General features: G+C 43.7%; 19 protein-coding genes and 6 pseudogenes. 6 read left to right on the forward strand and 19 right to left on the reverse strand.

What is annotated here, in order from left to right; genetic code table 11:
* Positions 1-3 precede the first annotated feature (3 nt).
* Positions 4-855: an aldo/keto reductase gene (locus ACW5MY_RS12230; protein WP_013352973.1), complete on the reverse strand. Its 852-nt coding sequence runs from the start codon at positions 853-855 to the stop codon at positions 4-6.
* Positions 856-1,025: 170 nt separating this feature from the next.
* Here ACW5MY_RS12230 and ACW5MY_RS12235 point away from each other — a divergent pair, with 170 nt between their 5' ends.
* Complete coding sequence (locus ACW5MY_RS12235; protein WP_013352974.1) at positions 1,026-1,469, forward strand: MerR family transcriptional regulator; 444 nt, start codon at positions 1,026-1,028, stop codon at positions 1,467-1,469.
* 186 nt (positions 1,470-1,655) lie between these two features.
* Here the strand turns inward: ACW5MY_RS12235 and ACW5MY_RS12240 are convergent.
* Together ACW5MY_RS12240 and ACW5MY_RS12245 are read right to left on the reverse strand one after the other, a co-directional pair.
* Positions 1,656-1,835 (reverse strand): annotated as a pseudogene (locus tag ACW5MY_RS12240) (phage major capsid protein); the annotation flags it as partial.
* Positions 1,830-2,477, reverse strand: a pseudogene (locus ACW5MY_RS12245) (recombinase RecT); the annotation flags it as partial. The pseudogenes ACW5MY_RS12245 and ACW5MY_RS12240, both read right to left, overlap by 6 nt.
* 98 nt (positions 2,478-2,575) lie before the next feature.
* Between ACW5MY_RS12245 and ACW5MY_RS12250 the strand changes: the two are divergent.
* The 3 genes and pseudogenes from ACW5MY_RS12250 to ACW5MY_RS12260 form a co-directional block, all read left to right on the forward strand.
* Positions 2,576-3,418: a sialate O-acetylesterase gene (locus ACW5MY_RS12250; protein ID WP_013352977.1), complete on the forward strand. Its 843-nt coding sequence runs from the start codon at positions 2,576-2,578 to the stop codon at positions 3,416-3,418.
* Positions 3,415-3,942 (forward strand): annotated as a pseudogene (locus ACW5MY_RS12255) (PadR family transcriptional regulator). The gene ACW5MY_RS12250 and the pseudogene ACW5MY_RS12255 overlap by 4 nt, the downstream one beginning before the upstream one ends.
* A 17-nt stretch (positions 3,943-3,959) precedes the next feature.
* Positions 3,960-4,436: pseudogene (locus ACW5MY_RS12260) on the forward strand (GyrI-like domain-containing protein); the annotation flags it as partial.
* Positions 4,437-4,874: 438 nt separating this feature from the next.
* Here the strand turns inward: ACW5MY_RS12260 and ACW5MY_RS12265 are convergent.
* The 9 genes and pseudogenes from ACW5MY_RS12265 to ACW5MY_RS12305 form a co-directional block, all read right to left on the reverse strand.
* Complete coding sequence (locus tag ACW5MY_RS12265; RefSeq protein ID WP_013352982.1) at positions 4,875-5,411, reverse strand: ATP-binding protein; 537 nt, start codon at positions 5,409-5,411, stop codon at positions 4,875-4,877.
* A 159-nt stretch (positions 5,412-5,570) separates the two neighbouring features.
* Positions 5,571-5,789, reverse strand: a complete 219-nt coding sequence (locus tag ACW5MY_RS12270; protein ID WP_041481659.1) for a hypothetical protein — start codon at positions 5,787-5,789, stop codon at positions 5,571-5,573.
* A gap of 98 nt (positions 5,790-5,887) precedes the next feature.
* Positions 5,888-7,264, reverse strand: coding sequence for a Tet(L)/Tet(K)/Tet(45) family tetracycline efflux MFS transporter (gene tet / locus ACW5MY_RS12275; protein WP_013352984.1), 1,377 nt, complete (start codon positions 7,262-7,264; stop codon positions 5,888-5,890).
* A 33-nt stretch (positions 7,265-7,297) separates the two neighbouring features.
* Positions 7,298-7,360, reverse strand: a complete 63-nt coding sequence (locus tag ACW5MY_RS12280) for a tetracycline resistance efflux system leader peptide (RefSeq protein WP_134816631.1) — start codon at positions 7,358-7,360, stop codon at positions 7,298-7,300.
* Between the two features lie 112 nt (positions 7,361-7,472).
* Positions 7,473-7,994 carry a streptothricin N-acetyltransferase SatA gene (gene satA / locus ACW5MY_RS12285; RefSeq protein ID WP_013352985.1) on the reverse strand — a complete coding sequence of 174 codons (522 nt, stop codon included), beginning with the start codon at positions 7,992-7,994 and terminating at the stop codon, positions 7,473-7,475.
* A gap of 141 nt (positions 7,995-8,135) precedes the next feature.
* Positions 8,136-8,636: a DinB family protein gene (locus ACW5MY_RS12290; protein ID WP_013352986.1), complete on the reverse strand. Its 501-nt coding sequence runs from the start codon at positions 8,634-8,636 to the stop codon at positions 8,136-8,138.
* 195 nt (positions 8,637-8,831) lie between these two features.
* Positions 8,832-9,116, reverse strand: a complete 285-nt coding sequence (locus tag ACW5MY_RS12295; protein ID WP_013352987.1) for a DUF2651 family protein — start codon at positions 9,114-9,116, stop codon at positions 8,832-8,834.
* A 240-nt stretch (positions 9,117-9,356) separates the two neighbouring features.
* Positions 9,357-10,160, reverse strand: a complete 804-nt coding sequence (locus tag ACW5MY_RS12300; protein ID WP_013352988.1) for an HAD-IIB family hydrolase — start codon at positions 10,158-10,160, stop codon at positions 9,357-9,359.
* A 33-nt stretch (positions 10,161-10,193) separates the two neighbouring features.
* Positions 10,194-11,005 (reverse strand): annotated as a pseudogene (locus tag ACW5MY_RS12305) (Cof-type HAD-IIB family hydrolase).
* Positions 11,006-11,241: 236 nt separating this feature from the next.
* On the opposite strand from ACW5MY_RS12305, the gene ACW5MY_RS12310 reads away from it, so the two are divergent.
* Entirely contained in the window at positions 11,242-11,967 is a 726-nt protein-coding gene (locus tag ACW5MY_RS12310) for a MurR/RpiR family transcriptional regulator (RefSeq protein ID WP_013352991.1), read from the forward strand.
* Between the two features lie 85 nt (positions 11,968-12,052).
* On the opposite strand, the gene manA is transcribed toward ACW5MY_RS12310, so the two are convergent.
* The 6 genes and pseudogenes from manA to ACW5MY_RS12340 form a co-directional block, all read right to left on the reverse strand.
* Complete coding sequence (manA, locus tag ACW5MY_RS12315) at positions 12,053-13,000, reverse strand: mannose-6-phosphate isomerase, class I (RefSeq protein WP_013352992.1); 948 nt, start codon at positions 12,998-13,000, stop codon at positions 12,053-12,055.
* A 14-nt stretch (positions 13,001-13,014) separates the two neighbouring features.
* Complete coding sequence (locus ACW5MY_RS12320) at positions 13,015-14,973, reverse strand: fructose-specific PTS transporter subunit EIIC (RefSeq protein WP_289393746.1); 1,959 nt, start codon at positions 14,971-14,973, stop codon at positions 13,015-13,017.
* Between the two features lie 152 nt (positions 14,974-15,125).
* Positions 15,126-17,078 (reverse strand): BglG family transcription antiterminator, encoded by a 1,953-nt coding sequence (locus ACW5MY_RS12325; RefSeq protein ID WP_013352994.1) that lies wholly within the window; start codon positions 17,076-17,078, stop codon positions 15,126-15,128.
* Positions 17,079-17,307: 229 nt separating this feature from the next.
* Positions 17,308-18,225, reverse strand: coding sequence for an MBL fold metallo-hydrolase (locus ACW5MY_RS12330; protein ID WP_013352995.1), 918 nt, complete (start codon positions 18,223-18,225; stop codon positions 17,308-17,310).
* A 46-nt stretch (positions 18,226-18,271) separates the two neighbouring features.
* On the reverse strand, positions 18,272-18,754 hold the full coding sequence (gene ybaK / locus ACW5MY_RS12335; RefSeq protein ID WP_013352996.1) for a Cys-tRNA(Pro) deacylase: 483 nt from the start codon (positions 18,752-18,754) through the stop codon (positions 18,272-18,274).
* Positions 18,755-18,821: 67 nt separating this feature from the next.
* Positions 18,822-19,705 (reverse strand): annotated as a pseudogene (locus ACW5MY_RS12340) (LysR family transcriptional regulator).
* Between the two features lie 124 nt (positions 19,706-19,829).
* Between ACW5MY_RS12340 and ACW5MY_RS12345 the strand changes: the two are divergent.
* Positions 19,830-21,038, forward strand: coding sequence for an MFS transporter (locus ACW5MY_RS12345; protein ID WP_013352997.1), 1,209 nt, complete (start codon positions 19,830-19,832; stop codon positions 21,036-21,038).
* 149 nt (positions 21,039-21,187) lie between these two features.
* On the opposite strand, the gene ACW5MY_RS12350 is transcribed toward ACW5MY_RS12345, so the two are convergent.
* Positions 21,188-24,349, reverse strand: a complete 3,162-nt coding sequence (locus ACW5MY_RS12350) for a bifunctional cytochrome P450/NADPH--P450 reductase (protein ID WP_013352998.1) — start codon at positions 24,347-24,349, stop codon at positions 21,188-21,190.
* Between the last annotated feature and the right edge of the window lie 10 nt (positions 24,350-24,359).

Genomic DNA, 24,359 nt, shown 5'->3' on the forward strand with positions numbered 1-24,359 from the left:
AGCTTACAGATCGAATTTCATGGCGCCTATCGATTTTACAATTTCCGGATCTCGGTGCGACCCGAAAAGACTTTCTCCTTTATCAAGGGTGGAAATCTTTTCGATATCCTCTAAGCTCAACTCAAAATCAAAAATGTCAAAGTTTTCGACAATCCGTTCTTTGCGCACCGATTTTGGAATCGTAACGACTTCACGCTGAACAAGCCAACGCAGCACAACCTGGGCGACAGATTTATTGTGTTTTTCCGCAATGGAAGTCAACACGCCGTTGCTGAACATGTTATTGCGCCCTTCAGCGAACGGTGCCCATGACTCGTGTTGAACTCCCTGCTCTTTCATAAAAGCAGCACTTTCTTTTTGCTGGCAGAATGGATGCGTTTCGACTTGGTTGACGGCTGGCACGATTTCATTATGCATGATCAGATCCATTAGACGGTCGGGATGGAAGTTGCTGACTCCGATTGCCCTGATTTTTCCTTCGCGGTACAGATCCTCCATCGCGCGCCAAGCGCCGTAGTAATCGCCGTATGGCTGGTGAATAAGGTATAAATCAAGATAATCCAGCTGCAGCTTATTTAAAGATTTGGAAAATGCCGCCTTGGCACTTTCATAGCCGGCATCCTGAATCCAGAGCTTAGTCGTAATGAACAGCTCCTCACGCGGTACGCCGCTCCGCTTGATTGCACGTCCGACTGCCTCCTCATTTAGGTAACCGGAAGCAGTGTCAATCAGGCGATAACCGGCCATCAGTGCTTCATATACTGCGTTTTCACAATCTTGAGCATCGGGGACTTGGTATACACCGAAGCCGATAATTGGCATTTTCACTCCGTTGTTTAATGTTACGGTTTGCATTGTAATTCCTCCTATTGTTCAAATGTAGAACGACAAACGGCACACATCCCGAAAATCGGGCACTGCAGAATGAATTCCGCTGCGGCTGGTTTGCGTTATAATAAGCTTATTACCTTCGTGCAACACGAAGGCAAGCACTTTTTTTAAAAATTTTTAAAGGAGGATTATACATGCATACAGTCAAAGAAGCAGCGATGATAACCGGACTCACTGAGCATGCGGTGCGCTTTTACACGGATAAAGGCCTGGTGCCGAGCGTACAGCGCAATAAAAACAATATCCGTTTGTTCGATGAAGAATCAATCAACTGGCTGTTTGGCGTCAAATGCCTCAGGCAATCCGGAATGCCGATTGAAGACATTAAAACGTACGTGAATCTCTGCCTCGAAGGAGATTCGACCATCCCACAACGGTACACACTCATGATGGAGCATAAAGAAGATGCGCTCGCTCAGCTCGAAGAAGCCAAACAGCACATTGCCCATTTGGAACAAAAAACCGCCCTATATCAAGCCATTCTGGAGCACCGCTCTTTTGATACAACCAATCCCGCCAACTGGGAAAAAATACAGCATATGCATAGTGACGTATTTTACTCGCCCACTGTCCGGTAGATGTGAAAGATATTTATGAGCACATCAATAGCTCTTAAACTCCTAAATTGGAATCCATATTGAATAGGCTAAGTTTGATGACATGTTATGAGCGATTAAATTTGTTTATATACGGCTATAAGGCTGCAAGTCCTTAAGGTTACTTTCTATTAATATAAATTGATAGAGGTCGCATCTGTATGCGACTTCTTGTTCGATGTTGTTTTCAAGTGTGTCATAGGTAATGTTAACTTCAGCAATTACTTCTTTTGTGCTTAAGTTAACTGTGCTAATTGATGGAACAGACTTTTGATCCTTAGTCAGCGCAACTCTTAAAATCGTTGGCGTGTCTTGAACCATTCGAATAAAAGTTGAAGCTTGAATAGGCTTGCCATCAAAAGGATCGGCTTCTCGCACGCTTGGTTTTCTGTATTTTCTTTGTTTGAAGGCTCGGAAACTTAGGAGCCATCGCATCACAGTCATTTTTCCATCCAACATCAGACTTACTGAATTTCTTTTTGTGCTTTTCTACTTGTGCCTTTGTCCAGTACACTGTTTTTCGGAAGCCATTTATCAACTCAAAATAAGCTGCATAACCAATTACTACGTCTGAATTCACGCTTTTCAAACTCAATCTCGATCTCCTCAGTCAGCGGATTCCGCTTCTCCAATTCGCCTTCATGAATCGGTATGCAATTGATGGACTTATATTGGCCTGTTCGCAAAGCAAGCTGTATGTACCCTTTGTATCCAAGCTGGAATTGAGCCTTTCCTCCATAAGGAACTATCCAGACATCCCCTAAGTTTTTATCTATAGGCAGGTCGAGTTTCTGCCACCATTGCAGATGAGATGGCACTCATAGGATCTGTTTTCTGTAGCATCTGCTCACTGTTATCAAGGCTTAAGATAGAAGCAGTAAACTGTGCAGCCCTCTTTCCTGACACTTCCTCAAATCGCTTAATAAGGGATGGTGGAAGAAAGCTAGCCTTCCAAATCGCTCCTTGCTGTTTCACAGGAACGCTTTTCATACATCATAATAAAACCTTATTAAAACTTTACAAGACAAGCTGAATTGACTATAGTCTAATTAGACTAAAATATTGATGTAAAGAAGTGAAAAAATTAGATGATAAAGTCTTTTTTAATGTTGGGGCAGTCGAATATGGCGGGCCGTGGATTTTTGAATGAAGTAGACCCTATCTATAATGAAAAAATTAAAATGCTGCGCAATGGACAGTGGCAGATGATGACAGAGCCGATTAATTACGACCGTCCGGTTTCCGGCGTTGGCCTGGCGGCATCTTTTGCAGATGCATGGTCAAAAGCTCATTCCGATGAAGAAATTGGCTTGATCCCGTGTGCGGAAGGCGGCAGTTCATTGAATGACTGGCATCCGGAAGGCATCCTTTTTCAGCATGCTTTGTCCGAAGCCCGCTTCGCCCTCCGTTCCAGTCAAATTTGCGGAATCCTTTGGCACCAAGGTGAGAGTGACAGTTATCGTTCGCTGCATGAAACTTATTACGAGAAATTAACTCTTATCATCGAGACGCTAAGAAACGAGTTGAAACTTGATGAGGTACCGTTGATTATTGGAGGGCTTGGTGACTTTCTTGGGAAGACCGGTTTTGGACAGCACGCGACTGAATTTCGACAGGTTAATGAACAATTGCTGCGTTTTGCTAATGAACAACAGAATTGTTATTTTGTTACTGCAGCAGGTTTGACTGCGAATCCTGATGGCATTCATTTAGACGCAGCTTCACAACGTAAATTCGGTTACCGCTATTTCGAGGCTTTTTCGAAAAAGCACCATATCCTGAAACCCATTTCGGGAGAGGAGCAATCATTGAAAGTGAAGGGTGACTATTCTAAAACAGAACAGATTTACCTTCATAGTATGGATTTGGCTTCGGGTGAAATCACGTACGCGGAATTTGAGGCGCGGATGGCGAAGGTGATGAAACCATAATTCCCTTACTTATCCTTGGCTTGCTCATCCAAAACCCCGGAGCTCACGGCTATGAACTTCTGGCCTTAATGGAAAAACGTCATTACAAATACATTGTTAACTTCACGAAAGGTTCATTTTATTACAATCTGCAGTAACTTGAAGAAAAGTGTTTGATTGAACAGATTCAGCAGAAACCCTCAACCAGCGGGCGTGAGATCCGTAACTTTAAAGTCACAGATTCAGGAAGGGCAGAATTCGAAAAATTAATGATCAAATACGGCACCAAATCGGAATATGTGAACCTGCAATTTTATGGGGCGTTACTCTTTGCCGATGAATTCGACAAAAATAAATTACTGGATCTGATCCAATCACAAATCGATCAGGCTAAAACTCGAATCGAGCTCCTTGATGAATACCTGGCCATCACTCAAGAAATTCCCGGCACAATCAATTACTTTCGCCGTATGAATGAAAATTCCCGTTCACATCACTTGGTTAATTTAGAGTGGTTCGAAAAATTGAAAGCAGAAATAGAGTGAACTATTGCATAATAAAATTTCGCATCGTCGGCATTAAAAAAAAGAGTCCCTATTTTGTTCAAAGGCGTGAATCCTGACATTGCAGCGATGTGGGAAAGTTTAGATGAAGCAGCAATCAATCAATCAACTAAAAGAGCTTTCTAATGCAGCGCTTGCAGGACTCATCAGTGCATCCACGAACTTTTCTGAAGGCCGGACAGAGGAAAACGGAGAGCTTGATCACTATATTGGCGCAGCCACAACGAAACATTGCCCAAATCACCTATCACAGCTTGAAGTCCCTGCCTCAACGTGGGCTGTATTCGAAGCAGCCGGATCATTTCCGGATGCACTGCAGGAAGTATGGGGACGGATTTATTCCGAATGGTTTCCATCGTCCGGATTATGAACAAATTGAAGGCCCAGAAATCCTGTGGAACGAGCATAAAGATGTAACATCGCCATCTTTTAAAAGTGAAATTTGGATACCCATTTCAAAAAAGGAATATATCTGACAATGAAATTAGAGGAATTAAAGGTTTTAAGGAAGGGGTCTTATCCCTTCCTCTTTATGTCACTAACCCGATCTGCGGCAATATTGATGCCACTAATCTTCGAATTGAGTTTTTTAATGAGCAGAGCCGATCTTACTGAAAATATAAATTGAGGTGTATTGCGTTTTGATGATCTGCTTCTCACCTCTTATTTTCCGCCTTAACGTCCGATCATTTCTGCAATTCTTCCCCAAAGTCTGACGTTGATGATTGACCGCCAAGTCTCCCGTTTTGATTCCTGCCTTCACGGTTTCCCGAAGTGAGTTCTCTATTAATTCCGCTGCTTCTTTCCGAGAATAAATCACTTCACAACAGACAAACTGAAGGCGGTATAAAAAAACAGCTCCGTTAAAATGGCCGGAACTGTCTTTCAATTTGCAGTTATCTCCATCCGTTAGTTTAATTAGAATTCAGATAATCCAAGACACGATCAACTCTTTCATTGACTGAGTAATCTCCTTCAATTTTTAACAATGGACAAGATAAATCTGCCATCCAATGTTCGTGTAAAGCTTTGCTTCTAACTTCCATTCCGGCATGATCATATAAAGAAGCCCACTCTAAAAATGTTTTTGATTGTTCATATTTACTGCCGCCGGCTAACACTTCGTTTCCATAACGCTGAAATTCCCTATGCCTTAATCTCTCAAGCCGTATATCCTGCGGAATCCATAAGAAGATGACAAGGTCAAAATAACTTTTTAGATCATCGCCCCAGCGGCACACTGCGCCAGAAAGAATCCATTTCTCATTTATTGTCAAGTCTTTTTCAAGCAACTTTCTTCTTTCAGGGATTTCTCTTTTTTTAGTGAATTTATCTGTCCAATAGTAATCATCAGTATCAAGATGCGTATGCGGCAAATGCTTTGATAATGCAACACCCAATGTTGACGTTCCGACACCAGAGGCTCCCAATATGTGAATCTTATTTTTCATACTTCCCCCTCCTTATGAAGCAACCAAACTCCCTGTTGCATAAGGTACTTACTATTATTTTGACATAAATCCCCAAAAACCTTTACTTTGCCAGGGGAATCCAGATGCGGTTAAAACCATACCGCTTACGAACTTCATGGTCATTTTCAAACAGAATGATTAACTTTCTCTCCGGCCTATTTTAATATCCCTATACACTTTTTCAAAAGTCTCGATTGGCAGTGAAAACTTGGTTGTTTTCTCGTTACGGTGATTGATTACGATCTCAATTTGATTATTTTTTTGTTCAAACTCAATAAGTGCGTTCTCCCATTTATCTCTGATTGAAATGATACAATTTCCATTTTTCTTTTCCTTTTTCTTATAAATGTAATTCACTTTAACGCCCCTTTCATTGATCGGCAAAAGGTTTCGGAATAAGGAAGCTCCTCAAAAAAAGGATCAAAACTTTTATCAAGTTTGATCCTTTTCCCTTTTTAGTCATTTCTTCGCGAACGTTTATAGACATTCACGGTTACCAGCCAGCTCATAATAACGATTCCTGCAAAAAGAATGAGCATATTACTGTACAAATAAGCGGAATGATCAGCGTTAACAGGCAGCAGCCTTTGATTCAGCAAGCGGATCGATAATAAACCGCCTGCAATCGAAATACCCGTTCCCTCTGATAAAAAGCTCGTAAAATTAAGAAGACTCATTCCGGCGCCGGCTTCCTTTTGTTTCAAACTGCCAGACACAATTGTAGATATAACCGTTTTTGTGAAGGAGAGCCCCCCAAAAACAAAAACGATTATAACGGTCATGAGCCAAGGTGCCGCACCTATGAAAAAGGCAGCGATTAAAAAGCTGGAAGACATCAATACAATCCCAATGGTCAGCACATACAAAGAACCTTTCCGATCAACAAGCAATCCTCCAATGTAACCGAAGATGATGACGCTCATCGTCCCGGGGAACATAATCCCGCTTCCAATTGCCGCAGTACTTAAATGGTGAACATCTTTCATCATATAAGGAACCATAGACACAAATCCTGCAGCAGTGCCGAAGATCAGGCCTCCGCAAAGGACGCCCATCATAAACAAAACATTTTTCCCCAGTGCAGGGTCAACAAAGGGATCTTGAGTTTTCCTAATATGTCTCACAAATATCAGGAAAGCTAGAATACTGATGATCAGAAAAGATAGTCTATATGAAGTTGTAAACAGCAGAAAAAATACGATGCCTGCAGACATTAATATAATCCCCGTCATATCAAAGCGCCCGCTGACTCTTTCTTCCTTTTCCAGCAGTTTCATCAGGAATGGAACGGTGATAACTGTTGCTGTCGGAATAAGCAGCAAATATGACCAGTGAATATAATGAGCGATCATTCCGCCAATAGCTGGCCCGACACCTTCCCCCATTGCCACCAGCGACCCGATCAGACCAAATGCTTTACCCCTGTTTTCTTTCGGAATATAGCGTACTACTGCAACCATCACAAGAGCCGGGAATGCGGCTGCACCAGCCCCTTGAATAAATCGGGCCAGAATGAGTACAGGAAAGAAAGAGTGTCCGACAAATCCAATGATCGACCCGAAGCCATTTACCATAATTCCAAATAGGAGCAGCTTTTTGATGCCCAGCTGATCTGATAACTTCCCATACAGAGCAGTTCCGATGGAAAAGGTTAACATAAAGGCCGTGTTCACCCAGTTTGCACTCGCTGGAAGTTTATGAAAATCGTTGGCGATATCAGGTAACGAGACGTTCAAAACCATTTCATTTAATACGCTGAAAAATGACAGAACACAAAGCCAAATGAACACTTGGTTGTGCCGTAAAGCTGTCTGTGAATAAGGCGTATTCACAAATTTCCCTCCATTAATGAGGGCAGACGCAGTTTATAGGGCCATTGATACGCTTCCCTCTTTTAATTGTACCCTGTTCATTTTTTTGCACTTCATACATAACTCCCCCTGCATTGATTGATATACCTTATTATAAATCCTCAAGCCGATGTTTTGAATACTTTGCGGCACACACCCGCAAATGACGAAACATCAAATACTGTTATATTTAAAATTTACAGTACCAAAAAACCGCAATTTCATTTGCTGTTGAAAGATTGGAATAAAGCATTGTATCGACCGCTCCTATGACAAAGTTATTTTTGGCATAAAAATGACAAGCTGAAACATTAATATCTTGTGTTTCAAGCATAAGACCGCATAAATGATTCTCCTTTGCCCACTCAATCGCTTTATGTAATAAAGCCGTCCCGACACCATTTTTTCTATAATCTTTTGCAACGGCAATGTCTTCAATCAGTGCGTATCCATTCCAATTAGAACGAAGCTTACTCCGGCCGACACAGTCGTTCTCTGCGTAATAAAAAAAGACAACTTTATCCTCTTCTTCAATATAACTGACATCAATGTCAGCATCGTCATATTTTTTGACATAAGGTTCAGCAAATTTCTCCTCTGTATATGTCCAAACATTGTTTTCAAATGAAGGGATGATTCTCCCTGAAACAACGAAAGGTTCGTTTGGTTTATTGAAGTCTTTCATATTGAAACGAGTCATTTTAGTTATCATCATAATCACCTTTCTGCATTTATTGAACTCACTTTACATCTTTTGAACTGTTGATTCGTCTGCATGTCACGAAGACTAAAACAAAAAAGATACCAACATCGATTGGTATCATCTATTCATTCGAGCCCTTACAACAACATCCTATCTCGGAGCTTCTAAACCAAATGTTGTCCATTCCTCTTTTGCCGGACCATAAATACCCGGAACAGGTAAACCCGCTTGTCTCATAAGGACAGTCATTTGTCCTCGATGATGGTTTTGATGTTGAATTAAAAACATCAAAAGTGAACCATTTGGCAATTGCTGACCAATAAAGTTGACACATTCTTGAAGTGTATCATCAGTCCATTGCGTTTTTAACGCCTGTACAAATGCATTACTGGCTTGGTGATAACTCTCAGCAATAAACCGCGCCGATGCAGGAACAGGAAAATCTTCAGCAGGAGCATGAAACGTTAAATCTGTGTTTGAGGTAATGATGTGAATGGCCGCAACAGTATGCCATGCAATACGGCCTAAAGTCCAATGTTGTGAAGTGATTTCTTGTTTAAGTGATTCATCAGTCAGATGATTCAGCAGTTTTTGTGTCGCATCGGCTTCGAATTCCCAAGATTTCAAAAAATGGTCTAAGGTTTGAAACATAAAAATCCTCCTTATCCTTTTTTGTTTTTCTATGTATCTGCAGTTCAATTATAGTGCTCCGTTTAGTTAAAAAAGAACAAAACGATAGACAGACATGACAATAACAGACAAAATATAAGAACATAACAGATCACTCTATACTTCCTTTTCTTCAATCGGCAAAAAAGGATCGCTGCTCAAACAGGATTCTTCAGTCTAATATTTTCGCTTTGCAAAAGTCCATATCGTCTTAGTGATTGAACCGGAGATAAAACAGCTCCCCGTCATCATAGCCACCCAAATGAAAAATGTCGGCTCGGCACCTATTACAATAAACATAAATATCAAGGACAAAATGAATACAATAACAACCGTCATCCATACTTTTTTGAAGATGAAATATCCTAAAATCCCTAACAGAAAAGAAGCTGCCGGAAGAAAAATGAGAATGATATACGCGGGACTCAACAGCGGGCTAATACAAACACCTCCCAATTTCAAAACGAGGAAGTTCCTACTTTTTGTCTGATATCAAATGATATGAAGTGATTTTTTTCATCTTGATATTACGCCGTTTCATTCATTTTATACATATTATACCAATACAATCGAGTCAAATATAGATATTTATTCATTTTTAACATATTTCCGGAAAATGAGGAGTGAATTAAAGTCTGAGAATAGCCCGCTTTTTCTTTCCCTAGTAAGTCCTGCCGCATTGATTTTAGCCCATCTGCTTTCTCATTGTTTTTGCAGCGCTAATATTCTCATAATCGTGTGCATGACGCTGCTTTCCTCATTTGATTTGATGACAAAGTGCGCCGCATCTTTTATTTCGTCAATGGCGTTCTTAACCGCAAAGCTGTAGGATGCCGCTTCCATCAATTCTTTGTCATTGCGGCCGTCTCCGAATGCCATTGTTTCATCAGCCGAAACCCCTAATAATCGCTGCAGTTCTTGTACTGTTGATCCTTTATGTATTCCGATATTTGATATATCCATCCAGGTATCTTCTGATGCTACGATATATAATTGGTGAAAAAATTCATGCAGCTTTTCTCTCGTTTCCGGACAGTTGGCGTCGGGGTCATGAACCGTAATCTTGATAAAATCGTCTTTTATCTCAGTAAAATCAGTTATTTTCGTTACATGTGCATAAGAGGCATTTACATATTTCATTTCACTTTCAGACAGATTTTCTTTTACGATCGCGCCTTTTTTTGTGCACGCGATAATGGTGTGCCCGCAGCTGATTTTTTCTAAAGCGCCTATAATTGACAGTCCGGCTTTATTGCTGATCAAAGATTCATATACGAACTTGCCGTTCTTTTTTATACGTGCGGCACTGTCTCCTAAAATCCAAAAATCTTTCGCGTCTTCTCCGAATAAGGCTTCCACCCTTTCACACTGCTTCCCGGTGCAGATGGCGAAAGCGACATGCTGTTCCTCCATTACTCTTTTTGTCTTTTCAAATAACGTTCTGTCAAAATCGCCTTGATTATTTAAAAATGTGCCGTCTAAATCCGTAATCACTAATTTAATCATCGTTCAGCACCTCCGCAGTTAAAATGTCTTTTTTCAGACAAAGGGTTTTTCACATTTGAGGATTGAATCAATCGCATTTAAGACCCCTTCCTCATTGTTTGATTGCGTGATATGCGCCGCGGCCTGTTTAATGCTTTCCTGCGCATTATCCATGGCGACTCCGTATTTCACGGCCGACACCATCTCCAAATCATTGCCGCTGTCTCCGAAGGCCGCGCATTCTTCATCATTTATCCCCCATTGTTTCTGGAGAAGCTTAATCCCGCTTGCTTTATGAAGCCCCGGTATGATCAGATCTATGTCACCGTGCCCGCTTGATACAGGCGTGACGAAAGACCCGATTGCGTTTTTTAAATGGCTCAGAAGTGCGGAACAATGTTCGGCGGGAAAGCTGATGGAAAATTTAAAAATGTCATCATCGATGTTTTCAAAATGCGGCACCCTTTTTAACACATAATAATACTTACTGGCATGCAGATATTCATCTTCACTGGCATTTTCATGAATATACGCGCTTTTTTTCCGCAGACAATGACGTTTTTCACCTCATACTGCTCTAAAGCACGGATTACTGCTTTTATAGTGTCTTCAGACATGCTACCTGCGAATACTTCTTCTCCGGCATTCACGACGAAAGCGCCATTCTCGGCAACGAAAGCGATTTCACTTTTGATTTCCGGAAAGAAAGATGTAAGCTGCGCATATTGGTTTCCGCTTGCTACGGCAAATTTAATTCCCCGCGCTTTTAATTCACGATACTGATTCATAAAACGCTCTTCGTTATATGCCATTTCATCATTCAAAAACGTTCCGTCCATATCAACCGCTATCAGTTTGATACTCATATTGTCCTCCTTTTTTCGGCCGCTCTTGTCAGCGACCCTTGAAGAGATCATGCATAAAGCGTATGAACGAATTATATCCGCAGTTGTTTTGCACCGTAAATCATTGGCTGACGTCTTGTTTTGAATGACACAAAAAGTGATTTGTCACATAAATATAACACTATGTTTCTTTTAAAAATGATATGTTACGATGAGATGTACATTCACCATTCTCATAAAAAGGAGAATCCCCCTGCATGTTCACACACGAAATGATTGCTTCATTTAATGAGCTTGAAACTTCTTTATACAACTACATCTCCCAAAACAGCGAGAAAGTCGTCTATATGCGCATCCGTGAATTGGCAAATGAAACCCATGTATCTACGGCTTCTATTTTACGTTTCTGCAAAAAAATAAACTGTGAAGGGTTTTCAGAGTTTAAGGTGAAGCTGAAAATGTATGCGGAGGCAAATAAAAAAACGATTTTAAAGAGTCCCCATCATTCCGTTGCCGAGTTTTTTGAAAGAACAGTAAGCGGAGGCATGGAAGAAAAGCTGAAGGAAGCAGCTGCCCTTGCGGCCGATGCAGAAAGCGTCATTTTTATCGGAGTGGGAAGTTCAGGAATTCTCTCCGAATACGGAGCCAGATATTTTTCGTGCTTAGGGAAACTTTCAATGTATATTAAAGATCCTTACTTTCCGGCCCATTCCCATTTCCGCCATAACAGCATCACGATCGCATTATCGGTTTCAGGTGAAGGAGATTCTACGGTGACTCATCTGAATCAGCTGAAACAAGAAGGAAGCCGGGTCATCAGTATTACAAATCATAAACATTCAACCATTGCCAAAATGTCCGATGTGAATATTTCATATTACGTGACGGAAGAATGGGTTGAAAATGCGAATATCACCACCCAAATCCCCGCGATGTACATACTTGAATCGATGGCTCGGGAGATATACAAATTGAGAGAATAAATTCAGGAACGAACCACGGAAATTTCGGCCTTTTTGTAAAAGTAACGAGAAACCCTTCTCTGATGCCAGAGAAGGGTTTTGAAGATCACAGATGAGACACAATACAATTTGCATGGCCCGCCAGTTTATATTCTCCCAAACCGGAAGGCAGGAGAATATGATCTCCTTTTCTAAAGGAATGTTCATGCCCGCCTGCAATCATTATTCCGTCTCCTTCGATCACGCTGACAAGAAGGAAGGGATGATTCTGGAATAAATTCACTTCACCTTTTACATCCCACTTTTCGACTGAAAAATAAGGACATTCTATTAAAACAGCTGCCAGCAGATCATCTGTTTGTTTATATTGAACGGTCGGCCGTTCACGGACAGATGGAACGTCTGTCACTTCTATACTTTTTTCCAAATGGAGCTCGCGCAGCCTGCCGTCCGCATCTTTTCTTCCGTAATCATACAATCTGTAAGTCGTATCTGAATTTTGCTGCGTCTCTAAAATAAGTGTGCCCTTTCCAATCGCGTGAACGGTGCCGCTTGGGACAAAGAAGAAATCTCCCGGCTTTACCTTAACTCTGTTCAGAAGTCCGTCCCATTCTCCGCGCTCAATCATGGATATCAGTTCTTCTTTTGTTGTTGCGTTGTGGCCGAAAATGATCTCCGCATCTTTTTCACAATCAATGATATACCAGCATTCGGTTTTTCCAAGTTCCCCGTTTTCATGCATTTTGGCAAAGTCATCATTCGGATGCACCTGAACGGACAGATCTTGGTCCGCATCCAAAATTTTTGTAAGAAGAGGAAAACGGTCTCCTTCAAGGTTTCCGAATAAATCTCTGTGATGCTCCCACAATTCACCGAGCGTACATCCTTTATACATGCCGTTTCGAACTGTGCTCTGTCCATTTTGATGAGCGGCAAAGGCCCAGCACTCCCCTGTCCGCTCGGACGGAATATTATAGTGAAAATCACGCAGGGCGGCGCCTCCCCAAATTCTTTCTTTGAAAACCGGATTGAAAAATATCGGTTCAGTTGACATGATCATCCCCCGCTTTATTCGATTTCTTCCAGAAGCTCATACGCCTCTTCTTTTGTCTGAACGGAGAGCAGCCTTTCCCGATAGCTGTCATCCATCAGTTTTCGGGATAACATCTGCAATATTTTCAGATGCTGATTTCCGCCGCTTTCCTTCGGTACGGCAATCATAAAAATCAGTTTTGCATCAGAACCATCAAGGCTGTTCCAGTCAACACCCGAACGTCTTATTCCGAATGCGACACCCGGCGTTCTGACGGCATCAGACTTTCCGTGCGGAATGACGATATTCATACCTATCGCCGTGGTTCCCTGCTGTTCACGGCTCAAAATGGCCTGCTTAAATCCGCTGTCAGACAGAAGCATACCTTTACGGGACAATTTCTCGATCATTTCATCGATAATGTCATCCCTCGTTTCGCCGGATAAATGCGGTTCAATCAAGTCCGTGCTGATAATGTCAGTCAGTTTTTTGATTTCGGTCATCCCGGCTTTTCGACTGTCAGCCTGAGATGGTTCCTTTGTTTCTTTTGCCGCTGCAGCTTCATTTGGTGCGGCAGACGGCAGCACCTCACCGGGCGCGGGGGATTTCGCCATATCTTTCTTCAGTACATTAACCAACAGAGCGGTGACAAGAGAGCCTGCTGTTACAGCGATAAAAAACATCAATACATGATCTACTGCTCCAAGTACAGCAACGATGGGGCCGCCGTGTGCCACTCTGTCCCCCACATGGCCGATCATCGCTATCACCGAGCCGGTCATAGAACCCGCCATAATACTCGGGATCACACGAAGGGGATCTTGGGCCGCAAATGGAATGGCTCCTTCCGTGATACCGAAAAGGCCCATCGTAAATGACGCTTTTCCCATTTCTCTTTCTGCGGCGGCGAATTTTCTTTTCCCTAAAAACGTCGCAATCCCAAGCCCTATCGGCGGTATACAAATGGAAACGGCAATCGGGCCCATAATTTCATAATTTCCTTCTCCGATCATTGCCGATCCGAATAGAAAGGCCACCTTGTTTACGGGTCCTCCCATATCAAAGGAGATCATCGCTCCTAAAATCAATGCCAGGAGAATTGAGCTCGAGCCTTTCATTCCCGCAAGCCAAACCGTTAATGATGCGAAAATATGAGCGACGGGGGCGCCGATCAGAAATACAAACGCCAAACCGACGATCAGTGAGGCAAACACCGGAATAATAATGATCGGCATAATCGGCTGTATTGCTTTAGGAACTTTACATTTTTTGATTCCAAGCGCCGCATATCCCGCCAAAAATCCCGCAATGATTCCTCCAAGAAATCCTGCGCCGCTCGCACTGTCGTAAAAGCTGCCGGATGCCGCAATATATCCGCCGATCATTCCGGGGACAAGACCCGGCTTATCGGCGATGCTGAACGCGATGTACCCGGCTAAAATCGGGATCATGAATGAAAAAGAAGCGCTGCCGATCTGTTCAATCGTTTTCCAAAAAGACGCATCCGGAATGACTAAGCCCTTTGGTGTTTTTTCTCCTCCAAGCGTCAATGCAACCGCTATCAATAATCCGCCGACGACAATGAAAGGAACCATAAAAGAAACGCCGTTCATTAAATGACGGTAAATCGGGTTTTGTTTTTTGCCCTGCTGACTTGCGGTTTGAGCTTTTGAAGCAGATTGATAGACCGGCACTTCACCGCTAAGCGCTTTTTGAATTAATTCTTCCGGTTTGCGGATGCCTTCCTGAACCCCGACGGCCAGCAGCTTTTTTCCCGCGAATCGGTCTTTGTTCACCGAACGGTCCGCCGCGATAATGATTGCGTCTGCTTCCCGGATTTCCTCTTCGGTCAGCCTATTTTCCACCCCGATTCCGCCCTGGGTTTCCACTTTGATCTCAACGCCTAATCTGCCGGCTGCTTTTTGTAAATTTTCAGCAGCCATATACGTATGGGCAATGCCGTTCGGACATGATGTAATCGCTAACAGTTTCATATAAATCCTCCTTTGCAGTCTGAATTTCAAGATCTTGTCTCAACTTTATACTGAAATCAGCCTGTGATAAGCGCGTTTTTTTACCATAAGTTCCGGAAATAACGGCATTTTTCCCTATAAACAGAAAAAAAGCAGGGAGCCATTCCCTGCTTTTAATAGTTTAAATACGATAAAAACGTCATCACATTTTTTTCTTCCGTCAGTTTTTGAATAAATGCCGGCTGCTCACTAAGATAGGAAAGCTCACTGAATAATTGCTTTACCTTGTTTTGATCTTCGTGTTTGACGGCAAGCATAAATACAAGCGACACCTTTTCCGTCCCCCACTCAATGGGCTCTTTTAAGGTGGCGATTGCAATGGCTGATTGTTTGATATATTTAGAGTTCGCGTGAGGGATGGCAATACCCGCCCCGATATTTGTCGCCGACATTTTTTCTCTCATTACTGCATGAATGCCATACTCTTTTTCTACATAGCCTTTTTCATACAAAGCCTGCGCCAGCTGTTCAATGACCTGATAACGGTGCTCTGTCTCTTGCTGTAAAAAAACGAGAAACGGAGTCGTATCATTCAGCATTTTAAACGTTTTTTGCTCCCGGCGGTATGATGTATCAAGCTGTTGCATAAATGCGCTGAGCTTCTTTTCATCAGCAGGCTCCAAAAGCGGTGATACGACGATATGAGGGATCGTTACATTTCCAAGCTCTATCGTAGAAATGACGAAATCTATATCTTTATGCTTTTTGATATACTCTGTCAGCTCCGCTTTTGCGATACAGTCTTTTATCGTAATGTGATGAAATTTGCGTTCAATTTTAGTCCGCAGCAATTGCGACATGCCAATGCCCATATGGCAGACGATGATCGTCCTTTTAGGGTTATGACTGCTTCGGCGCAGCCGTTCGATCGCTGCCTGAAAATGCAGCGTCAAATAGGCCGCCTCTTCTTCAGGAATATAAAGATCAAATGTTTGATTGATGTCTTCTAAAACGTCAATGATAAGATGAAACAAATAAGGGTACATTTTTTTGATATCGTGGAGCATGGGGTTTGAAACAGAGAGATCATAGCTCAGCCGCTTCAACACCGGATCGAGATGAATGTTCAATCCGTTGATCAATTCCTGGTCTTTGTGAAAATCCAGCATTTTCAGTTCTGAAACACGATTGATCAAATGCCTGACGACTTTGGAAAGCTCAGAATCTTCAAGATCAAGCTTCTTTTCTTGCTGCAATGGATAGCGGACTTTCCCGCCTATTATATGTAAAGTTAAATAGACGGCTTCTTCCTCGGGAAACCGGATGGCAAATACCGGCTCAAGCCGTTTTAAACAAGCCAGTGTCCATTCATATTCTTTCTTCTTTTTTACCGCCTCCAGCTGTCTTGCAGAGATGGCGACCGGCTGTTTCATTTTGATACGGCGGATGGTCAGCAATGTATGCAGCAGCAAACTTTCAAATGTTTCATCCGTAAAATAGATAGAATGGTTTTTTTGTAATAACTTGATTTCTTTTCTCACAAAGTCCGCTTCATGACTTAAAAACTTACTTTTTATAAATTGGCTTGTAAACTCCGCATTATCAATCAAATCTGAAATTCGCGCCAATGCTTTTCTTTTGTTTTTTTCGTCCCCTTCAATCTTTAAGCCGAGCCGCTGTTTAGAAACCAGTATGAGGTCAAATCGCTTCAGCCACTCTTCAACCGCACTAATATCCTTTTTAATGGAAGCTCTGTTTACAAAATGCTGTGCGGCAATTTCTTTTGCGGAAACGGGCTTTGAATTCATTAATAAATCATAAGCGATGTGAAGTATTCTTTCTTCATCGGTCTTGTGCCTGCATGTAAAGTGCTCATTATAAATGTGCCGGCTTAACCGTGACCTTTCCTGTTCAGATATATGTAAATAGACGCCTAATCCCGGTTTGCGGATCAGCTGAGCTTGAGCATGTTCATTCAGGAAATCTTCAATCGTTTTCAAATCATTCCTGATCGTTTTTTCAGAACAGCGGACCCTGTCTGCGAAATCTTGCACAACTAAGTAGTCATCAGGTTCAGATAACAACAGATACAAAATCTTTTTCTGTCTTGAATTCATGTATTTCATCTGTTTTTCTATCCTTCCTGTCCGTTTCTGCTGGAGCAATTATGATAGGTTAAATATACTACGCATACGAAACCGTTTTCATTGTATAGTGAAACAAAAGAGTAAAAAGTTTTGTTTTTTACCGCAGATTCCGGAAAAATCATGTTTTATACTGAGGCTGTTCACCTTTGGTTGACAACAAAACACCAACCGTTTTTAAACGATTGGTGTCGGCAGCGAAAACCTGCTGTTACAGCCAAAATGTTTCGCCAAGCGCTAATGCTTTCAGGTTTTCAGGAGGTAATGCACGCCGGTCCCACTCGCTGTGCAGTCTGCTTAATGCTTCCGGGCCTGTATCATCAGCAAGCCGGAATGCCCCGTAATGCATGGGAATGAAGCTGTCAGCCTTCAGCTCCAAAAACGCTTTCACGGCGTCTTCCGGATTGATATGTGACACTTTCATAAACCATTCGGGTTCGTATGCTCCGATCGGCATCAGGGCCGCCTTAATACGAAACCTCTCTCCGATTTCTTTAAAGCCTTCAAAATAGCCTGTATCTCCTGCAAAATAGATGGACTCGCCGTTTTCGCTTTCTATGACCCAGCCTCCCCAATGAGAGGTATCGGTATCCCAAAGCGTTCTCCGTGTCCAGTGCTGGGCCGGAACAAATGATATATTCACCCCCCGCATCTCAAAACGATCCCACCAATTCATTTCATGAACCTTTTTGCGGCCTTTTTTGATGAACAGCTTTTTCAGTCCCGCAGCCACGTAAAAATCCGGGTTTCCTCTCAGTTTTTTTATACTCGGAAAATCAAGATGGTCATAATGCCCATGTGAGATGAGCACGGCATCAATGTCAGGCAGTTCGCTCAATTCATATCCCGGCTCTGTCAGCCGTTTTTGAAAACCCATCCTCCGCGCCCATACAGGGTCGGTCATTATGTTAAGCCCCTGTATTTGGATCAGAAATGAAGAATGGCCGATCCATGTTATGGCGGTTTCCGTCCGATTGACGGCAACATCACGGACATCCCTTGTGACCGCTTTCGGAATATTCTCGCTTAAATCTTTACTTTTTTCTCTTCGTTCTTTCATCCATTTCCACATGTCCATGAATCCATGTTCATTCTTCACGCCATTCAAGTTTTCATATCTTTTTTTCATTATCATTCTCCCTTGAAACGTGTATTCCATTAGATCCACCGGACATTTATACAATGTCTGTAAATACCGCCCCGCTTGCTTCGGCTAAATCTTGAGGCGCTACTTTAAGCTGCATTCCGATTTTCCCCGCACTGACAATCATAAACCCCAGTGTTTCAGCGGATCTATCAATAAAAGTCGGAAACCTTTTTTTCATTCCGATCGGAGAGCAGCCGCCGCGTATATAGCCGGTCACTCCCAAAAGGTCCTTCATGGCAATCATTTCTATTTTCTTCTCACCTGCCGCCTTCGCAGCCTTTTTCAGATTCAGTTCTTTTGCAACGGGAACGACAAAGACGTAATAACGATCAGTTCCTGCAGATGCCACTAAGGTTTTATAAACATATTCGGCAGAGTATCCGATTTTTTGTGAAACGGAAAGACCGTCTGCGGGCTGTCCCCCTTCTGTTTTGTAACCTAATAGCTCATAGGGAATGTTTTGCTGCTCAATGATACGAACAGCATTTGTTTTCACTGTTTTTTTCGCCATGGTTATCCTCCGTTTTCTGTATTTCTTTCTGCTTTATTTTCAACTTCGATTTTAATAAAATGACCGCTCAGTTGCGTGCTTTGTAATAATCAAGTGCAAACTGTTTAAAACGCTCAGCAGCGGGAGAGAGAGCATGGTTTTTATCTGGGCTAACGCTATGGTGCGTTCGCATTGGTAATCTGCAACCGGGAGAAAAACGACCGGAAAGTATGAATGCTCCGCGGTTTTCGGCAGCACTGCAGCCCCCAGACCCGCGGCGGTCAGCCCTAATATGGTTGACACTTCCTCTCCTTCAAATGCGAGATGCGGGTGTATATTCAAATCCCGGCACATCAGATCAAACATATACCTCAGCCCGTATCCCGGTTTAAATCCGACAAAATCCTCGTCCTGCATCTCTTTCATTTGAATGCTTTTATTTCCTGCAAGCGGGTGGTTCTCAGGAAGCACCGCATAAAGAGGCTCTTTCTCCAGCACTGTCCATTGTAAAAGCTCGCTGGGAAGCGGCGGGGAGCTGAGACAGATATCCGCATCTCCCGTTTCCACCATTTTGCGAAGCGTTTCATTTGCGCCTTGATAAAGCCGGAAGGTGACGTTTGGGTATAGCTTTTTAAATTCGGCAATCAGCTGAGGCATCAAGCGCAGCCCGAGCGTATGAAGAAAAGATACAGATATTTCGCCGTGCTCCAGGCTCATATTTTTTTTCACTTGTTCAACGCCTTCATTTAAAGCTCGTCTCGCTTGTTTTGCTTTTATTAAGAACTGCTCTCCGTGCCTTGTCAGCCGGACGGCTTTTGTCTCTCTGTAAAATAACGGCGCGCCTAATTCTTCTTCGAGCCTGATAATCGATCGGCTTAATGCCGGCTGAGAAATCATTCTTTCTTTTGCCGCATTTGTGAAATGCTGATGAGTTGCCGCCGCAATGAAGTTGTCAATTTGATGAAGCTCCATTTTCTCCTTCTCCCCTTTACTCATAACCTACACGCATTAATTCTATAGTTATTATAAATTAGACACATTGAAATGAAAAGCGTACGATACATATATAACCAACAGTGAGAAAAGAGGGACATTCATGACGTTTATTCAGCCTCATACAAAGGCTTACAGAAAGGCCAGCTTGGCTCTGTTTATCAGCGGCTTTGTGACATTTGCCACGCTTTACACGACACAGCCGCTTATGCCTTTGTTTTCGGAAGAGTTTCATATTTCCGCTGCGGCTGCCAGCTTAACTTTATCCATCTCAACAGCCGTTTTGGCATTTTCATTATTGGCCGCCGCTTCGTTGTCTGACGGATTCGGCAGAAAAAAATTAATGGTGCTGTCGTTAACAGCTACTTCTGTTTTAGGTCTATTAACAGCGTTCAGTCCGGCTTTTCCGGCGCTTTTGGCGATGAGGGGGCTGCTCGGTATTTTTCTGGCAGGCATTCCTGCTGTCGCTATGACATATGTAGGCGAGGAGTTTGATCCGAAGGGCCTCGGGAAAATGATGGGCCTGTATATCAGCGGCACAAGCATCGGGGGAATGAGCGGCAGGCTGTTAACGGGGCTTCTGACTGATGTATTCGGCTGGCGGCCGGCGCTTGCCATTATCGGCATTCTTTCTATTGTATTAAGCTATTTGTTTTGGCGTTTTCTTCCGGCTCCGCGCCATTCATCTCAGCGGCATGCGGGCGTAAAAGCGGCATGTAAGGAATACGGAGCGGTTCTACACCGCAAACGTCTGCTTTTGTTAATATCTCTGGGATTTATATTAATGGGGAGTTTTGTGACATTGTATAATTATATCGGCTTTCATTTAATGGCGGCTCCTTATCATTTGTCACAGACTGTGATCGGTTTTATTTTTATTGTCTATCTCGCGGGAACGTTCAGCTCTGTCTATATGGGAAAAAAAGCGGACCTTTTCGGAAGTGCAAAAATGATTAAGATTGCGATTTTTGTTATGCTGGCCGGTGCAGCGGTGACACTTTTGCCCCAGCTTGCCCTTAAAATCGCGGGGATTGCCGTCTTTACCTTCGGCTTTTTCGGCGCACATTCGATCGCAAGCGCCTGGGTCGGCCGCGCAGCCGGTGATCAGCGCGCGCAAGCCTCTTCATTATATCTGCTTGCATACTATATCGGGTCAAGCGTGGCCGGGTCTTGCGGCGGTTTCTTTTGGACGCATTTTCATTGGATCGGTATCATTTCATTTATTTCGGTTTTGCTATTGCTGTCTTATCCGGTTTTATTTCTGGCGGAATTCAGAAAAAAGGGACATAGCCGCCTGCATGTAAATCAATAAAAACATTAAAGATTTGTGTCTTTTGTCCGATACTAAAGATAAGGCCGGCACGATACTCCCTATAACTATTCCTTTTGATTCAGTAGATTTCAAATATCGTGCCGGCTTTCTTCAATTAAAACACAATCTTCAATTGCCTTACGCTTCTGTTACACACCTGCCCAAACATCTTTCGCATATCTTCCTTCCGCCTGCAGCTGTTCAAGCCAATTCAAGGAAACTTTTGAATCAGTGTTATGCACCTTTTCATACGCCTGAAGCAGTACATTTTCGACAGCCGGAGCCATTTTGCTTCCGTCTCCGCATATATAGAGATGGCCGCCTTGGTCAAGAAGCGCAATAATCTGTGCAGCCTCGCGAAGCAGGACATCCTGTACGTAAACTTTACAGTCCTGATCTAATCTGGAATACGCCCGATGCACGGTGACAAGGCCGTTTTTCTCCGCATGGTCGAATTCATCTTTGTACAGATCGTCTTCTTCAGGATGTCTGCAGCCGAAGTATAAATGAGCTTCGCCCAGGCTGTTACCGGACATTTTTTCTGCTGCCCGCGCCTGGATAAATCCCCTGAACGGTGCAATTCCGGTGCCTGCTCCGATCATAATGAGAGGCGTTTTCGTATTTTCAGGCAATGCGAAACCCGACTGCGGCGAGCGGATGAAACAGACGGCAGAATCGCCATTTTGTAATCCGGCTAAATAGTTCGAAGCCACGCCCCTGTATTCTCCCCGGCCGCTCCACGCCGGAGCCGTCACAACGCCGACCGTGATACTGAGCTCCCTTTTGTTTGCCTTCGGTGAGCTTGAGATTGAATAATAGCGCGCCTTTAAGGACGGCAGAAGTTCTAAAAAGCGCTCAAACGGCAGTTCACAAGCCGGATAATCTTCCAGCAGGTCCAGCATGGTCATTCGTTTTTTCAGCACGTTTTCTTTATATGCCGCATAGTCAGAATAAAGATGCTCCAATTCTTTTTGGTGCGGCGGGCACACGGTATGGGCGGCAAGTTCGCGAAGCTGGGCTCTCGTTGCCGGTTCCTGCAGCTCTACATAGGACGCCAAAAGCTCCGGCGCATTAACCGGCCGGTCCATCGGCAGATGAGGCAGCTGCCGGCCCTTGATCTTAAAGTGCTGGTTCGGATCAAGACCGAATCGGCGAATGACACGGCTGATCAGTTCCCCGCTGTTTTGCGGAAGCACCCCGAGATGATCTCCTTCCTGATACGTTTCTGTTTCGGGGAGACGCAGCTCAATATGCCGGACTGAGCGCTTGCTGCTTTCGGTATGAAGCTCTTTGTTTGTGGTGACTTCCGCCTCAAATGCTTTGTACGTTTTGGCAATCGGCGTCTCGGCTGCTTCACTTACGTATTCGATTGATAACTGTGATTTGTTTGTCTGTTTTGGAGCGGCCTCTATATGAAAAGCCTTCATGATGTCCTTCCAGAATGAGTCTTCCCAGGCTTCCTGACTGTACTCAAAATCATCGGCATTGTCGCCCTCTCCGATAGAGGTCAGCCGTTTTGCCCCTTTTTCTTCAAGCACTTTGTCTATCAGGCGGGGGATCCTCTGGTAAGTGGCGGCCCAATTGCGGTCTCCGCAGCCGAAGACGGCGTAAGAAACACCCTTTAATTCCTGATCTTCAAGGGTTTCCATCCATTTCACAAAACCCGCCGCATTATCAGGCGGCGCCCCGTTATAAGAAGCCGTCACAATAACGACCGCGCCTTTTACAGGCAGTTTCCCGGCATAATCATCGAGCGGGCCGGTTTCACTTGAAAATCCTTTGCTTCTGCCGATATCAGCCAGCTCTTCCGCGATTCCTTCCGCAGTTCCCAAATTTGATCCGTAAAGAATGAGAAGCGGCGTTCCGTGGGACGGGATTTCTTTCGTTTCTTCTTTGTGACCGCCGCCTTCAGCTTTATGGACTTGTGCGGACTGCTGATTAGACACATCCTTGTTTTTCACACGGATTTTAAAATCACCGGGCTTAATGGTTAAAGCTTCTTTAATCGTAAGCTCATAATCAGTATGATCAATCAGTTCAAAGTGTTTAAGGACAAGGCCGAGCACCATTGTCGCTTCCTGCAGGGCAAACTGCATCCCGATGCATGCGCGCTGTCCGTTTCCGAACGGCTTATACGCATCAGCCGGAATTGCCGCGGGATCGCTGAACCTTTCCGGACGGAATAGCTCGGCATCTTCTCCCCACGCGCTTTTATCCCGGTGAAGCTGCGGAGTCAGAATCGTCACCGGCTGTCCCTTCGCAATCGGATATTTCCCGCCGAGAACCGTATCTTCTTTCGCGTACAGGGAAAATGCCGGGGCAGTCGGATACAGCCGTAAAGTCTCGTTCAGCACCATGCGGATATATGTCAGCTGCTGAATCTGCTTATATTCAGGTGTCTCTCCCGTCAGCACCCGCTCGGCTTCCTGAATGGCTTTTTTCAATTTATCTTTATTTTTCAGCAGGCAGTAAATCGCGAATGAAAGCAGCCCGCTTGTGGTTTCATGCCCCGCGATCAAAAAGGTAATGATTTGATAGCGGATATTTTCATCATCCAGCCTTTCACCCGTTACAGGATCTTTCGCTTCAAGCATCAATGCTAAAAGGTCAGACAGATTCTCATCCGGATTTTCCCTCCGCTCAGCAATAATCCGGTCTACGAGTTCATTCATCACTTCAATATCCTGCTGGAACTGATGTCTCGTTTTGATCATCAGCTTGTCCTGCAGGCTGTGTCTCTGTGATTGGCGCATTGCCTCCTGCAGCGCACGAAGCATACTTGTGATAAAAGGATGCTGTGTGTCGCGGTAAAAGCTGTTAAAGCGGTAATGAAATCCGCACAGGCCGATTGTATCCAGCGTCAGGCGCGTCATATCTTCAGCGACGTCAATTTCTTCATTCGGATTTAACCTGCTCCACTTCTGCACGAGCTGCATGGCAATATCAAGCATCATTGAATGATAGCCTTTCATCGCCTTCTGGCTGAAGCTCGGCAATAAAATCCGATGCGCTTTCTGCCAATTCTTTTCGTGAGTCCAGCTCGTAAATAGTCCGTCACCGCCAAACTCACGGACTTTCAGCAAGGCTTTGCTGAGGTTTTTATCAAATCGCTTTTCATCACAGACTTCTGCCGCGAGCTCGCGGCCTGAGACGAAGACCCCGACAGAGCTCGGAAATTCAAAACGAAAGATCGGGCCGTATTCTTCGGCAATTTTCCAGAGCGATTGTGACAGTTTTTCTTTTTCCAAGTGAGGGAGATTTTTCAGAGGTCCGTATGTTTTCGGCTGCGGTATAGCGCTTAGCTGTTTCATATCGATCTTC

This window comes from Bacillus sp. Bwzl_19, from assembly GCF_054900515.1.